The sequence below is a fragment of the Caballeronia sp. LZ032 genome, assembly GCF_031451315.1.
Lineage (GTDB): Bacteria > Pseudomonadota > Gammaproteobacteria > Burkholderiales > Burkholderiaceae > Caballeronia.
In genome coordinates this window covers 147,147-161,869 of sequence record NZ_JARUXP010000005.1, presented here as the reverse complement: position 1 = coordinate 161,869, position 14,723 = coordinate 147,147, and the positions used below count along the sequence as shown (strand labels likewise).

At 65.5% G+C, this 14,723-nt stretch carries 13 protein-coding genes and 2 pseudogenes; 11 read left to right on the top strand and 4 right to left on the bottom strand.

Going from position 1 to position 14,723, the window contains the following annotated elements; all coding sequences use genetic code 11:
- Positions 1–53 precede the first annotated feature (53 nt).
- The 4 genes from QCE69_RS35315 (at position 54) to QCE69_RS35300 (ending at position 1,212) form a co-directional block, all read left to right on the top strand.
- Positions 54–389 carry a hypothetical protein gene (locus QCE69_RS35315; protein WP_309834665.1) on the top strand — a complete coding sequence of 112 codons (336 nt, stop codon included), beginning with the start codon at positions 54–56 and terminating at the stop codon, positions 387–389.
- 102 nt (positions 390–491) lie between these two features.
- Entirely contained in the window at positions 492–698 is a 207-nt protein-coding gene (locus QCE69_RS35310; protein WP_309834667.1) for a hypothetical protein, read from the top strand.
- On the top strand, positions 695–973 hold the full coding sequence (locus tag QCE69_RS35305) for a hypothetical protein (protein ID WP_309834669.1): 279 nt from the start codon (positions 695–697) through the stop codon (positions 971–973). Before QCE69_RS35310 ends, QCE69_RS35305 begins: the two co-directional genes overlap by 4 nt.
- A gap of 20 nt (positions 974–993) precedes the next feature.
- Positions 994–1,212 (top strand): hypothetical protein, encoded by a 219-nt coding sequence (locus QCE69_RS35300; protein WP_309834671.1) that lies wholly within the window; start codon positions 994–996, stop codon positions 1,210–1,212.
- A 12-nt stretch (positions 1,213–1,224) separates the two neighbouring features.
- Here QCE69_RS35300 and QCE69_RS35295 read toward each other — a convergent pair whose 3' ends face one another.
- The 3 genes and pseudogenes from QCE69_RS35295 to QCE69_RS35285 all read right to left on the bottom strand — a co-directional run bounded on the left by QCE69_RS35295 (position 1,225) and on the right by QCE69_RS35285 (position 4,642).
- On the bottom strand, positions 1,225–1,383 hold the full coding sequence (locus tag QCE69_RS35295; protein WP_309935572.1) for a hypothetical protein: 159 nt from the start codon (positions 1,381–1,383) through the stop codon (positions 1,225–1,227).
- 59 nt (positions 1,384–1,442) lie between these two features.
- A pseudogene (locus tag QCE69_RS35290) lies at positions 1,443–2,701 on the bottom strand (MFS transporter).
- Positions 2,702–2,710: 9 nt separating this feature from the next.
- Positions 2,711–4,642, bottom strand: coding sequence for a KUP/HAK/KT family potassium transporter (locus QCE69_RS35285; protein ID WP_309935571.1), 1,932 nt, complete (start codon positions 4,640–4,642; stop codon positions 2,711–2,713).
- A gap of 125 nt (positions 4,643–4,767) precedes the next feature.
- Between QCE69_RS35285 and QCE69_RS35280 the strand changes: the two are divergent.
- Positions 4,768–6,762: pseudogene (locus QCE69_RS35280) on the top strand (protein-L-isoaspartate(D-aspartate) O-methyltransferase).
- A gap of 121 nt (positions 6,763–6,883) precedes the next feature.
- Positions 6,884–7,306, top strand: a complete 423-nt coding sequence (locus QCE69_RS35275) for an RcnB family protein (RefSeq protein ID WP_309935570.1) — start codon at positions 6,884–6,886, stop codon at positions 7,304–7,306.
- Between the two features lie 437 nt (positions 7,307–7,743).
- On the opposite strand, the gene QCE69_RS35270 is transcribed toward QCE69_RS35275, so the two are convergent.
- Positions 7,744–8,448, bottom strand: coding sequence for an MgtC/SapB family protein (locus QCE69_RS35270; RefSeq protein WP_309935569.1), 705 nt, complete (start codon positions 8,446–8,448; stop codon positions 7,744–7,746).
- Positions 8,449–8,621: 173 nt separating this feature from the next.
- Between QCE69_RS35270 and QCE69_RS35265 the strand changes: the two genes are divergently transcribed.
- The 5 genes from QCE69_RS35265 to QCE69_RS35245 are packed head-to-tail and all read left to right on the top strand — an operon-like array spanning position 8,622 to position 14,722.
- Positions 8,622–10,418 carry a thiamine pyrophosphate-requiring protein gene (locus QCE69_RS35265; protein ID WP_309935568.1) on the top strand — a complete coding sequence of 599 codons (1,797 nt, stop codon included), beginning with the start codon at positions 8,622–8,624 and terminating at the stop codon, positions 10,416–10,418.
- A 6-nt stretch (positions 10,419–10,424) separates the two neighbouring features.
- Positions 10,425–11,531 carry an enolase C-terminal domain-like protein gene (locus QCE69_RS35260; protein ID WP_309935567.1) on the top strand — a complete coding sequence of 369 codons (1,107 nt, stop codon included), beginning with the start codon at positions 10,425–10,427 and terminating at the stop codon, positions 11,529–11,531.
- A 2-nt stretch (positions 11,532–11,533) separates the two neighbouring features.
- Positions 11,534–12,448, top strand: a complete 915-nt coding sequence (locus tag QCE69_RS35255; protein ID WP_309935566.1) for a hypothetical protein — start codon at positions 11,534–11,536, stop codon at positions 12,446–12,448.
- Entirely contained in the window at positions 12,445–13,089 is a 645-nt protein-coding gene (locus tag QCE69_RS35250) for a gluconate 2-dehydrogenase subunit 3 family protein (RefSeq protein WP_309935565.1), read from the top strand. Before QCE69_RS35255 ends, QCE69_RS35250 begins: the two co-directional genes overlap by 4 nt.
- A complete protein-coding gene (locus QCE69_RS35245; protein WP_309935564.1) occupies positions 13,079–14,722 on the top strand; it encodes a GMC family oxidoreductase in 1,644 nt (547 codons plus the stop codon). Before QCE69_RS35250 ends, QCE69_RS35245 begins: the two co-directional genes overlap by 11 nt.
- Position 14,723: the final 1 nt, after the last annotated feature.

Genomic DNA, 14,723 nt, shown 5'->3' with positions numbered 1-14,723 from the left:
GAACGCGGCTTGCGCGATACGAAGCGTGAACCACTGATTTCCGGAGACACGTCATGCAAGCGACCCGCAAACTCGCGATTTCCCTTTTGATGCTCGGGCTCTCGGGCGGCGCATTCGCCGAGGCCGCGCAGACGCAACCCGGCGTGAGCCACGGCCCGTCGAGCGCGCAGAACGCGGCGGGCAACACCGCCGCTTCCCCGTCCGATGGCGGTCCGTCGGGCGGCCAGTCCGGCGTCGGCGGCACGGCGAACGGATCGAACGCGGCCGGGAAAGGTACGAACACCACCACCACCGGCTCCGGCGGCGTGCAGCCGCGCCTGAACGGCAGCGGCAGCACGAACGGCAAGACGAGCCCGTCGACGAATGGCGGCGGCGCGCAAGGCTGGTGAGGCCAAAGAGCGCGCCGAGCGCCGAACCGGGACCAGCATTTGCTCCGCCCGACATAGAGGCGTGCGTTCCGCGCGCCGCTTCATCGCATTCCGGAGGCCATCATGCAGCAGGACAAACCCGTGCCGCACGCCACCGCCGACGACATGGACGAACCCTTAGGCCGCGACGAATCCGCGCCGCCGTCCTCGCAAGACACGAAGCAAGCCGAGCTCGACGCGCGAACGAAGCGCGGCCACGAGGCATCGGAAAACGCATTGCCGTCGTCGCAGGAAAAGAACCCAGTGCCGCCCGGTTCGAACAAACCGTGATTCCGTGGCAGGCCATCGTCGCGGCCGCGCTGATGGGCGCGATCGTCTGCTACACGCACTACGAAATTCCCAATTTCACGCGCGGGACGGGCAAGCGCCGCACCGCGCATTTCGTGCTGATCGTGGTGGCGCTCGCGTTCGGCGCAATGGGCGCGTATACGCTCGAATTGCCGATACCCGCGTGGGTCGTGTTCGTGCTCGGCTTCGGCGCCGTGCATGTGCCCGCCGCCGCGATTCTCGCCCTCAAGCGCCTGCGCGGCGCGGGCATGTCGTGAACCACATCGAGAGGCACATCATGTCGACCGAAACTTACGTTCGCAACGGACATACCGTCGAAATCACCATCGATCACGATCCGACCGGTCAATGCACCTGGGCCTACACGATCGACGCCGACGGCTTCACCGAAATGCGCGACCGCCCCGTCGAAAACTTCGACATGGCGATGGAAGCCGCGAAGACACACGCGAACGCGAAGGCCGACGCGCTGCCGGCCAACGACGTGTCGGAGTGATCGTGGGAATGCTTAGACCCGTTCCGGCGGCGCACGATCAGGCGGATCGCCGATAGGACGCGGCGTGCCGTCCGGCGGAATGGAATCGGGATCGCCGTCGGGCGGCGGCGCCGGATCGGGGTCGACGTCGGGAATCGGTCTTTGCATGCGTTGGTGGGCGTCGGGATTCATAGCATCTCCGTTGTGGTTTCGGCAGAACGAAGCCCGCATTCCGCGTGCCGCCATCGTTGTCAGGGCACTAACGTCGACGAATCCACGTCGGACAGCTTGCCGAGTTCGTCGCGCCGCGTGTCGCATGCTTCCCGCACGCGCCGTCCATAACCGACCCAGATCGCGAACGATATGACCGACAGGCTTCCGAGCGCCACGAACGCGGCCGAAAAGCCGTACTGATGCGCGATCCAGCCGCCGAGCATCGGGCTAAAACAGGCGCCCGCCGCTTCGACGCCCAGCACCGCGCCCTGGCCCAGATCACGCGGCCGCTCCCATGCAGCAGATGCACGACGAGCGCGGGCACCGCGACGCTCTGAAATCCCGCGCCGAGGCCGTCGAACACCTGCACCGGCAGGACGCCCCACGTCAGCGGGACGAACGCCGCCGTGACGGCGCGCAGCGGCAGCGTCGCGAGCGTGGCGAGGATGATCCACCAGAACCCGAAGCGGCGGATCGCGCGGCTCGCGTAGGCCGCCGCGATCAGCATGACGATCTGCGAGATGACGATGTTGGCGGCCGTCACGTGACTCGGATCGGCGGCATGCGTCGATGCGACCGCGAGGCTGTAGAGCGGCAACATCGCGGAATTGCCGAGATTGAACGCCGCGAGCGCCGCCGACAGCACGAGCAGCGACCGGTTGTGCAACAGCACGCGCAGGGCGTCGGGGTGGATATCGGAGGCGTCGTCGGCATCGTCTTTCGCAAAGCCGCGCGCGTAATGCCGATGCACCGAGCCAGGCGGAATCCACAGCGCCGTGAGAATGCAGCCCGCGCCGAACGCCGCGCTCAGCGCGAAGATATACGGCATGCCGAGCCACGCGCCGAGGCAGCCGGAGAGCGCCGCCGCTGCGATATTGCCCGCCTGATTCGCCACCTGATTGCGCCCGTATTGACGGTCGAAATTCTGCCGTCCGACGATGCCGAGCGTGAGACCGGCGAGCGCCGGGCCCATCGTCGCGCCCGCGATGGCTGTGGCGATCTGCGAGAGCGTGACGGGCCAGAAGCCGTGGAACAGTCAGATGACGATCGACAGCGCGCTCCCGGCCGCGACGATGGCGCGCCTGCGCGAGGTCGCATCGACGAGCGCGCCCGCGGGCGTCGTGACCAGCATGCCGACGATGCCGCCAATGGTCAGCACGGTGCCGATGCGGTCCGTCGTCCAGCCGTGCGATTGCAGATAGATGCCGAGAAACGGGCCGACGCCCGCTTCCACGTCCGCTGCGAAGAAGCTCACGGCGAGCAGCGGACGGGTCGCCTTTACGTTGTGTATTTGCATAAGTGCGAGTTAAAGCGCGACCTGCACGCCGAGTTCCACGACGTCTTCGCTTCGAAGTCCGCAATATTCCGCGCTCGATGCCGAATGGAACGACATCGAACCGAAGAGGCGCTCGCGCCAGCGCCGCATTTGCCCGTGCGAGCAGCCGGGCGCCGCTTCGTCGCGTGGCAGGAAGTAGGCCGTGTGCTTCGGGTCGAAGCGCCAGTCGCCAAAGTGGCCGTTGAGCGAAGCGAGCAGACGCGGCAGATTCGGCCGCTCGACGAAGCCGTGTCGCGAGATCACTTCGTAGCAGCCCGCGCCAAGATCGCGCACTTCGATGCGCGTGTGCTCGTCGACGCGCGGGGCCGATTCCGAGCGGTTCGCGAAGATCACCGTCGTCTGGTGCAGCACGCGGTTATGGCGCACGTTGCTCGTGAGCGCGGAAGGCGTCGCGTCCGGCGTGCTGCCCGGATAGACCGCGGTGCCCGGCACGCGCGCGGGCGGCTCCGCGCGTTGCAGCGCATCGCGCAGAAAATCCGCGAGCGGCTTCGCGCACGACGCATGATGTCCGGCAAGCTCCAGCCCGCGATGCCATGTCGCCATCAACACGAAGAGCGGCGCGCCGATCGCCACGGGAAACCAGCCGCCCTGCGGAATCTTGTGGACGTTCGCCGCGACGAGCAGCGCATCGATCGCGATGAACGGCACGCTGAGCAGCGCGACCGCGAGCCACGGCCAGCGCCAGATGTTGCGCGAAACGCTCACCATCTGCACCGTCGTGATCAGCATCGTGAGACCGACCGCGATGCCGTATGCCGAGGTCAGCCGGTCCGAGCTGCGAAACACGAGCACGAGAAACATCACCGCGCCGTAGAGCAGCGCGTTCACTGCCGGCACGTACACTTGCCCGCGATGCGATGCCGATGTCTCGATCACGCGCAGGCGCGGCAGAAAGCCGAGCTCGATCGCCTGACTCGTCATCGAGAAAGCGCCTGAAATCACGGCGTGCGATGCGATCACCGTCGCGAGCAGCGCGATCGACACCGTCGGAATCAGCGCCCATGAAGGCGCGGCGTAGAAGAACGGCTGCTTCGCCGCGCCCGGCTGATGAAGAATCGTCGCGGCCTGCCCGAAGTAACCGATGATGATCGCCGGAAACACGACGACGAGCCACGCGATGCGTATCGCGCGCCTGCCGAAGTGACCGATATCGGCGTAGAGCGCTTCGGCGCCGGTCAGCGCGAGAATCACGGCGCCGAGAATCGTGAACGCGAGCCCCGCATGCGCGACCACGAGCGACGCCGCATAAGCGGGCGAAAGCGCGCGCAGCACGTCCGGATGCTCCGCGATCCGATAGACGCCCACCGCCGCGAGATACACGAACCATACGAGCATGACCGGCCCGAACGATTTGCCGACGACCGACGTGCCGCGCCGCTGAAACAGAAAGAGCGCGATGAGGATCGCCACCGCGAGCGGCACGATGAACGGCTCGAACTTCGCGCTCACCTGTGCGAGCCCTTCCACTGCCGAAAGCACGGAGACCGCGGGCGTGATCATCGAATCGCCGTAGAACATCGCCGCGCCGAAGAGACCGGCCATCAGCAACAGATGCGGCACGCGCCGCCCCTGCTGCTCGTAGTCCGAGCGCGCGAGCGCCGTCAACGCGACGATGCCGCCCTCGCCTTCGTTGTCCGCGCGCATCACGTAGCACACGTACTTGCCCATCACGACGATGACGACGGCCCATACGATCATCGATAGAATGCCCATCACGATGGCGGCGTCGACCGTGCCCGCTTCGCTCACGCCCTGGCGCAGCGCATAGATCGGGCTCGTGCCGATATCGCCGAATACGACGCCGAGCGCGCCCCGCATGAGACCCGCCAGCGCCTTTTCGGACGCTGGCGCGGTGCGGGTGACGTCGTGCGTTGCGCGCGATGAGTTCGATGTCGATGTCATCCATGTCCGTATGCTGTGAGCCGTGCCGAAGCCCCAGCAAGAGGTGTTCCGCGCTCGCGTTGGCATCGTCGAACTGGGTCTGACGCTTGCTGCCATTCGAAACGTCTGGTTTATGGGAAAACATCATGGATGCCTCAGTGCATGCCCGCGAAACGATGGTCGAGCGCCAGTTGAAGGGTCGCGGCATCACGAACGCCCGTGTGCTCGAATGCATGGGCGCGATCGCGCGCGATGCCTTCGTCGCGCCCGCGCTCGCCGAGTTCGCGTATGCGGACAGCCCGCTGCCAATCGCGGCCAATCAGACCATCTCGCAGCCGTACATCGTCGCGCTGATGCTCGAAGCCGCGGACCTGCAGCCGGACGATCACGTGCTCGAAATCGGCACCGGCTCGGGTTATGCGGCGGCGATCGCGGCGTGCATCGCGAAGCGCGTCCATACGGTCGAGCGTCATCTCGACCTCGCCGACGACGCAGCCGCGCTGCTCGATCGCCTCGGCTTCACGAACGTCGCCGTGCATCACGCCGATGGCACGCTGGGGCTGCCGCAGCATGCGCCCTTCGATGCGATCATCGCCGCGGCGGGCGGCCCCGGCGTGCCCGCTGCATGGCGCGAGCAACTGCGCATCGGCGGGCGGCTCATCATGCCCGTCGGCGATGCGCGCGAGTCTCAGCGGCTCATGAAGTTCACGCGCATGAGCGAGCACGCGTTCAGCGAAGAGGATCTCGGCGGCGTGATGTTCGTGCCGTCGATCGGCGCGGCGGGATGGAGCGAGGCGCCGGCCATCGATGCGGATCGGCCCGAACCGGCGAAGCCGGCCGCGCGTTCGTTGCCCGAACTGATTCGCGCATCGGCGGTGCGTTTGCCCGCGCTCGACGCGGCGGATTTCGCACACGCGTTCGATCGCTTCGCCGACCAGCGCGTGGTTCTGCTCGGCGAAGCGAGTCACGGCACCGCCGAGTTCTACGAAGCGCGCGCCGCGATCACGCGGCGTCTCATCGAGCGGCATGGCTTTCGGTTCGTCGCGGTCGAAGCCGACTGGCCCGATGCCGCGATCATCGACGAACACGTGCGCGGACGCCCGCGCGCGCGGCCCGAAGCACGTCCGTTCAGGCGTTTTCCAACGTGGATGTGGCGCAATGCGGAGTTCGCCGCGTTCATCGCATGGCTGCGCCAGCACAATTCGACCTTGCCCGTCGAGCGCCGCGCCGCGTTCTACGGACTCGATCTCTACAGTCTTTCCGAGTCGATCTCCGCCGTGCTCGCCTATCTCGACGCACACGATCCCGGCGCGGCGCGCATTGCGCGCGTGCGCTACGGATGCCTCACGCCGTGGCAGAAAAATCCGGCAGTCTATGGCCGCGCCGCGTGGCGGTCGGGTTTCGGCAAATGCGAGAAGGCCGTGATCGCGCAACTGCGCGATCTGCTCGACCGGCGCCTCGCATCGACGTCGAACGATCCCGGCCTGCTCGACGCGACGCATAACGCGCGGCTCGTCGCGGCTGCCGAACAGTACTATCGCGCGATGTAAAGCGGCTCGGCCGGAAGCTGGAACCTGCGCGATACGCACATGTTCGACACGCTCGCGAGCCTGCTCGATGCCTCGGGTCCGGATGCGCGCGCGGTTGTGTGGGCGCACAACTCGCATCTCGGCGATGCATCGGCGACGGAAATGGGCCGCATGCGCGACGAGCTCAACGTGGGTCAGCTATGCCGCGAACGCTTTGGCGACGCCGCCGCGCTGATCGGCTTCGGCACGCATGCGGGCACGGTCGCGGCGGCGTCGGACTGGGACGAGCCGATGCAGATCATGCGCGTGCGGCCATCGCGCGCGGACAGCTACGAGCATCAGTTCCATCTCGCGGGCGTGAGTCCATGTCTCGTCGATCTGCGTCCCGGCACCGACGATGCGCTGCGCGACGCGTTGCGCGAGGAACGGCTCGAACGCTTCATCGGCGTGATTTATCGGCCGGATACGGAACTGTATAGCCACTACGCGCAAGCGGACCTGCCCGCGCAATTCGATGCATTCGTGTGGTTCGATACGACGCGCGCCGTCGCCGCGATCGAGACATCGCAAGAGACGCACGAGACGCCTGAAACCTTTCCGTTCGCTGTATGACCCACGCGCGCCGCGTGTAATCAACGGAAAGCGTTGCTTACATATCCTCACGCCCTTTTCTGCGTTCATTGCGTAAAGTCCGGTGCATCGATCCCTTTGCAACCTTCGGAGAGGAAACAACATGAAGAAGAGTCGAATCGTCGCTGCGCTCGTGTGCGCGAGCATCGGACTGACAACGGGCGCGGTCTTCGCGCAGCCATCGCCGGGCGGTCCGGACAACAATCACGAGTCTTACCGCGGACCGGGTGGACCTGGCGGTCCCGGCGCGCAGGGTCATGGCCCGCAGACGTACGACAATCACGGCAACGATCGCAACGCACCCCGCCCGCCCGAGCATGCGAACAACGAGCCGCGATATTCCGACTGGCACAAGGGCGAGCGCCTCTCGTCCGATTACCGCAATCGCCAATACGTCGTAGACGACTGGCGCGGTCATAAGCTGCGCCAGCCGCCGCGCGGATATCAATGGGTAGGCGTCGGCGCGGACTATCTGCTGGTCGCAGTGGCGTCGGGCATCATTGCGCAAGTCGTGATGTCGCAATAACGCCAGCAAGAAAAAGCCCGCCATCAGGCGGGCGATCATGCGCTCGGAGAGGGGAAAACAAGCGCACATTCAAAGCAGGGAAGCGGCGGAAAGAAGCATGCGTTTCAATCAACCGTAGCGGATAACTCTAAGGTTTCCCGCGAATCGATTCGGCAGCGTCGCGCCGTTCCGGGGGCCAAGCCGATTGCTCCGGCACGTTCACCGCCTGATCGAAGATAAAACCCATCGCGATGTGCACAGTCTCCGTGGAACCGCATGCCGGGCAAGTGTCGTCCTCTCGTGCATCATCGGAGTAAATCAGCTTGTTGCAAGCCACGCACCTTATCAGCATTTGCACTCCTGAAGTCACCATCCACGATGGCGTTTAATTTATACGTCAAAGCGCGCTGAGAGCCAATAGTCCATTGCGCTAGCCTTCCGAACATTCAGCGTCTGCATCATCGCACGATGCTCCACTCGGACTCCAAAGCACCCGCTGCCATCGCCGATTCGTTGAACGGCGGCACGCGTCGGACTTCGGGCGGACTGTGCCAGCGCACTTCGAATCGCTCCTCCATACACTTCGCTCCTTTCGCCGATCCCGCCACGCTGGTGAGGCGGCATCCGGCTGCGCGCATCGAATCGGTGAGCGTCTCTCGCGAGAATCCACCTCGCTCATAAGTCACGCGCAGTTCCGCGTGAATCTCGCAGGACAAGCGGCTTTCGACGGCCTTCATCAACCACAGCACGGCGATGCCCAGCACGAGCCCCGCGATGCCGAGCCCGAGCTGACCGGCGCCGAAGCACAAGCCCACGACAGTCACGAACCACAGCGTCGCCGCCGTAGTCAGTCCTTTGACGAGGCCGTCCTTGCGAAGGATCGCTCCCGCGCCGATGAAGCCCACGCCCGACAGTATCCCGAGCGGCAAGCGCATCAGATCCAGTTGAATAAATGAATCGGATGCCTTGCCCGCCTGCCCGAGCAGCGCATTGGTCATCAGCATGGCGAGGCACGCGGCGAGACACACGAGCAAGGTCGTGCGCAATCCGGCGTCCTTGCCCGCTTCGCTCCGGTTATATCCGATCAGGATGCCGGCGAGCACCGCCAGCGAGATTCGAATGCAGACATCCGGCCATTCGAGCGTGAGAGGCATGTGCGCCATCGTCATCGTCCTGCGTTCATCGTTGAAGTGCGCCTAGCAATTGTCGAGCCCGCCCGTCACGACGGAACCGGCACGCGCTTTGCGCATCTCGCTGCATGACGCGCCGCGTCGCTTGTCCCATAAAGCTCAGCGGGCGGCGGTTCCTTTCGAATCGTGTTCCGGAGACTTTCATCATGACTACCACCGTCGGCGATTTTCTGGTCGACCGTCTGCATGCGTGGGGCGTGCGCCGCATCTACGGTTATCCGGGCGACGGCATCAACGGCGTGTTCGGCGCGCTCAGCCGCGCGAAGGGCAAGATCGAATTCATTCAGGCGCGTCACGAAGAGATGGCCGCCTTCATGGCCTCCGCGCATGCAAAGTTCACGGGCCAGCTGGGCGTGTGCATCGCGACGTCGGGGCCCGGCGCGGCGCATCTCATCACCGGTCTTTACGACGCGCGCCTCGATCACATGCCCGTGCTCGCGATCACTGGCCAGCAGGCGCGCGCGGCGCTCGGCGGCCACTATCAGCAGGAAGTCGATCTCCCCGCGATGTTCAAGGACGTCGCCGGCGCGTTCGTGCAGCAGGCGAGCGTCCCGTCGCAGATCCGTCACCTCGTCGATCGCGCGGTGCGTATCGCGCTGTCGGAGCGCAAAGTCACGGCGCTCGTGCTGCCCAACGATCTCCAGGACCTCGAATACGAGCCGCCGGGCCGCAAGCACGGCACGTTGCATTCGGGCGTGGGTTATCGCGCGCCGAAGACCGTGCCTTATGCCGACGACCTGCAGAAAGCCGCCGACGTGCTCAACGCGGGCAAGAAGGTCGCGATCCTGATCGGCGCGGGCGCGCTGCAGGCGACCGATGAAGTCATCGCCGTTGCGGACAAGCTGGGCGCGGGCGTCGCGAAGGCGCTGCTCGGCAAGGGCGCGCTGCCCGACGATCTGCCCTTCGTCACCGGCTCCATCGGACTGCTGGGCACCGAGCCGAGCTACAAGCTGATGACCGGATGCGACACGCTGCTGATGATCGGTTCGGGCTTTCCCTACTCCGAATTCCTGCCGAAGGAAGGCGAGGCGCGCGGCGTGCAGATCGACATCAAGGCGGACATGCTGTCGATCCGTTATCCGATGGAAGTGAATCTCGTCGGCGACAGCGCCGAAACCTTGCGCGCGCTTTTGCCGCTGCTTCAACAGAAGACCGATCGCGCATGGCGCGAGGACATCGAAGGCTGGATGACGGACTGGTGGAAGAAGCTCGAAAAGCGCGCGATCGAACCCGCGAAAGCCGGCGTGAATCCGCAGCGCACCGTATGGGAGTTGTCGCCGCGCGTGCCTGCTAACGCCATCGTCACGAGCGATTCGGGATCGGTCGCGAACTGGTATGCGCGCGATCTCAAGGTCAAGCGCGGCATGCTGTGCTCGCTCTCGGGCGGGCTCGCATCGATGGGCGCGGCCGTGCCCTATGCGATCGCGGCGAAGTTCGCGCATCCGGAGCGGCCGGTGATCGCGCTCGTAGGCGACGGCGCGATGCAGATGAACAACATGGCCGAGCTCATCACGGTCGCGAAATACTGGAAGCAATGGTCCGATCCGCGCTGGATCTGCATGGTGCTGAACAACGAGGATCTGAATCAGGTCACGTGGGAGCAACGCGTGATGGAAGGCGATCCGAAGTTCGAGGCATCGCAAGATATTCCTTCGGTGCCGTATCACAAGTTCGCGGAACTGATCGGCCTGAAGGGTTTTTATGTCGATGACGCCGAGCGCATGGCCGCCGTGTGGGACGAAGCACTCGCGGCAGATCGTCCGGTCGTGATCGAAGTGAAGGCCGACCCGAACGTGCCGCCGCTGCCGCCGCACATCACGATACAGCAGGCGAAGGCGTTCGCGACCACGCTCATGAAGGGCGATCCGAATCAGGGCAACGTGATCGTCGATACGGCGAAGCAGGTGCTCGGCGCGGTATTGCCGGGGCACAAGGACAAGTAAGCGATCATGCACCTGTCCAAGCGCGAGGCGCCGATCGAAACGATCCGAACGCGCGCCTACACCATTCCCACCGACAAGCCCGAGGCCGACGGCACCTTCGCGTGGCACGCGACGACGCTCGTCATCGCGGAGATCGTCGCGGCGGGCAAGACGGGCATCGGCTACACGTACAGCGATGCGAGCGTCGCGAAGCTGATCGATGGAACGCTCGGCGCTGTGCTCATCGGCGAGGATGCGTGGAATATCGACGCGCTCTGGCTGCGCCTGCAGCAACGCGTGCGCAACATCGGGCGTTCGGGTCTCGCGGCCACCGCGATCTCCGCGCTCGACTGCGCGCTGTGGGACGTGAAGGCGCGCCTTCTCGACATGCCGCTCGCGCGCCTGCTCGGCATGATGCGCACGCGCGTGCCGCTCTACGGCAGCGGCGGCTTCACTACGTACACCGACGACGACATGCGCGACCAGCTCGCGCATTGGGTGCATGAAAACGGCTGCCGCTGGGTCAAGATCAAGATCGGCAGCGAGCCGCCACGCGATCCGCATCGCGTGCGCGTGGCGCGTGACGTGATCGGCGACGATGCCGGGCTTTTCGTCGATGCGAACGGCGCGCTCGACCGCAAGCAGGCGCTGCACTACGCGCAGATCTTCGCCGAGCAGAACGTGATGTGGTTCGAAGAGCCGGTTTCATCCGATGACATCGCCGGGCTTGCGTCGCTGAGAAACGCGCTGCCCGCGCGCATGGAACTGGCTGCGGGCGAATACGGCTTCACGATGGACGACTTCCGCGCGCTGCTCGCGAACGACGCCATCGATGTGCTGCAAGCCGATGTCACGCGCTGCGGCGGCATCACCGGCTTTATGCGCGTGGCCGCATTGTGCGACGCGTTCCTCGTCCCGCTCTCCGCGCATTGCGCGCCCGCGATGCATCTGCACGCCGCATGCGCCGCGCCGCGGTTGCGGCATCAGGAATGGTTTCACGATCACGTTCGCATCGAGCAAATGCTGTTCGACGGCGCGCCGCGTGCGATCGATGGCGCCATTGCGCCGGACTTGTCGCGTCCCGGCTGCGGGCTCGATTTCAGGCATGCGGATGCGCAGCGTTACGCGGTGTAGAGATGAACGACATCAAATCAGGCCATATCGCCATTGCATGCGGCATCGTTGCGGCGGGCGCCGCGTTGCTCGGCACGCGAGCGAAACCGCGCGTGACGACGCCGGTGCAGACGCATATCGACACGGCCCGCACCTTCAATCGCAGCGCGGCGCTGCTCGCGCTGTCTGTGCTCGCCGATAGCGCGATGGAGCACTATCGCGGCTCCTTCGACAACCCCGCGATGTATACGCCGCTCGTCGTGTCCGCGTTGTCGCTGCTCGCGGGCGTGCACGGTGGACGCGATCATGAGCCGCGGCGTCATCCGGTGCGCAGCTCGATCTATGCGAGCGCGGCGCTCGCGGGCATCGCGGGCACGGGCTTCCATATCTACAACATCACCAAACGTCCCGGCCGATGGAGCTGGCACAACCTCTTCTATGCCGCGCCGCTCGGCGCACCGATGGCGCTGCTGCTGTCCGGCACACTCGGCGCGGTGGCGGAACGATTGCGCGATGAACCCGCGCACGAGCCGCGTCTTTTCGGCATGCCCGCGGGCCAGGCGCTCGCGCTCGTGACGAGCGCGGGAATCGCCGGCACGCTCGGCGAAGTCGCATTGCTGCATTTTCGCGGCAGTTTCCAGAACCCGGTGATGTACGCGCCCATCGTCATTCCGCCTGTCGCGTCCGCGTTGCTCGTCCACACGGCGATGGCCGCGCCCAGAGCGCGCTGGTTCACGCGGCTCTGGCTGCGCATGACGACGGCGCTCGGTTTCATCGGCGTGGGCTTTCATGCGCGCGGCATTGCGCGCAATCAGGGCGGCTGGCGCAACTGGAGCCAGAATCTCTTCAACGGCCCGCCCTTGCCCGCGCCGCCGAGTTTTTCGGCGCTCGCGCTCGCGGGCCTCGCCGCGCTGCGTTTGCGGGAGACCGAGCGATGACGCTGCCGCGCTATCCAGGCTACGACGTGACGACGAAGCGCGACACGCCATCGTGGGACGACATCACGCGCGAGGTCATCGACGAACGTCTCGCGACGCCGAAAGATCCGCGCTTCTTCGATGCAGTCGAATGGATCGCATTGCGTGCGCTCTGCGCGTGCATCGTGCCGCAGGACGACGAGCGCGAAGCCGCGCCCTTGCCCGCGTTGCTCGACGCCAAGCTCGTGAAAGACATCGGCGACGGCTTTCGCGATGCGCGCCTGCCGCCGATGCGCGAAGCATGGCGCATCGGCCTCGCGGCCCTCGACGCCGAAAGCCGCGCGCGTCATGAATTGCCCTTCGCGAGCATCGAAAGAGACGCGCAACACGCGCTCCTGCATGACATGCAGCAAGGCAGTCTGCACGTCGGCGCATGGCGCGGCATGCCAGCCGCGCTCTTCTTCGCGATGCGCGTGCTGCACGACATTTGCGGCGCGTACTACTCGCATCCGCGCGCGTGGAGCGAGATGGGCTTCGGCGGCCCGGCGAATCCGCGCGGCTACGTACGCATGGTGTTCGACCGGCGCGATCCGTGGGAAGCCGCCGAAGCGAAACCCGATCACGAAGACAAGGCGAAGAAGGAGAACCGGCGTGTCCGATGATCCGCAACGCGTGCCGCGCGGCAAGCACGGACGCGCGCCGGATGTCTTTCATCATGGCGCGTGGCTGCCGATGCGCGAGTACGAAGAAAGCGATGCCGTCGATTTCGCGATCGTCGGGACGGGCGCGGGCGGCGGCACGCTCGCATGCCGTCTCGCGGAGAAAGGCTTTCGCGTCGTCGCGTTCGATGCGGGCGCTTGGTGGCGGCCGCTCGAAGAGTTCGCATCGGACGAGACGCATCAATCGAAACTCTTCTGGACCGACGAACGCATCTGCGACGGCGACGATCCGCTGAAGCTCGGCAACAACAACAGCGGCAAAGCCGTGGGCGGCAGCACCGTTCACTTCGCGATGGTGTCGCTGCGCTTTCGGCCCGAATGGTTCAAATCGCGAACGCTGCTCGGCTACGGCGCGGACTGGCCGCTCGACTGGCGCGAGATGTGGCGCTACTACGGCGAAGTCGAGAACGCGCTGAAGATTTCGGGGCCGGTCACGTATCCGTGGGGACCGAAGCGTCCGCGTTATCCGTATCGGCCGCATGAGTTGAACGCGGCGGCGCTCGTGCTCGCGCGCGGTTGCGAGGCGCTCGGCATTGACTGGACGCCGACGCCGCTCGCGACCGTTTCCGCGCCGCGCGGCGAGGCGCATCCGTGCGTGTATCGCGGCTTCTGCGTGTCGGGATGCGCGACCAATGCGAAGCAAAGCGCGCTCGTTACATGGATACCGCGTGCGGTGCGCGCGGGCGCTGAGATTCGCGATCTCGCGATAGTCGGGCGCATCGTCATCGGCGACGATGGACGCGCGCAAGGCGTCGAATACTTTCGCGAGGGACGCTGGCGCTTTCAGCGCGCACGCAATGTGGTGGTCGCGGGCTATGCGATCGAAACGCCGCGCCTGTTGCTGATGTCCGCTACCGATCGTTATCCCGATGGACTCGCGAATAGCTCCGGCCTCGTCGGCAAGAATCTGATGGTGCAGTTGAATCAGGCCGTGTGGGGCACGATGGATGAAGAAGTGCGCTGGTACAAGGGACCGCCGTCGCTCTCGATCACCGAGCACTGGAACTACGAAGACAAGGGCAAGGACTTCTTCGGCGGCTATTGCTACATGAGCCAGGGGCCGCTGCCGGTCGCGTGGGCCGCCGTGCAGAACGGACGCGGGCTATGGGGACAGGCGCTCGTCGATGAAATGCGCAAGTACAACCATCAGGCGGGCTTGAAGATCGTCGGCGAGGCGATGCCGCAGGAACGCAATCGCGTGACGCTGGCCGACGAGAAAGATCAGTACGGTCTGCCCGTTGCGCGCGTCACGTATTCGCTGTGCGACAACGACAAGCGCCTCGTCAGGCATACGCTCGATTACATGAGCATGGCGCTCGACGCAGCCGGCGCACGCGACGTATGGCGTCAGGACGACGATACGTGCCACCTGAACGGCACCGCGCGCATGGGCGACGATCCCGCAACGAGCGTCGTGAATCCCGATTGCCGTAGCTGGGACATCGACAATCTGTGGATCTGCGATGGCTCCGTGTTTCCGACGGTGGGCGGCGTGAATCCGTCGCTCACGATTCAGGCGATCGCGCTGCGCACGGCGGACCGCATCGAGGCGCTCGCGGCACGAGGGGAGTTATAGC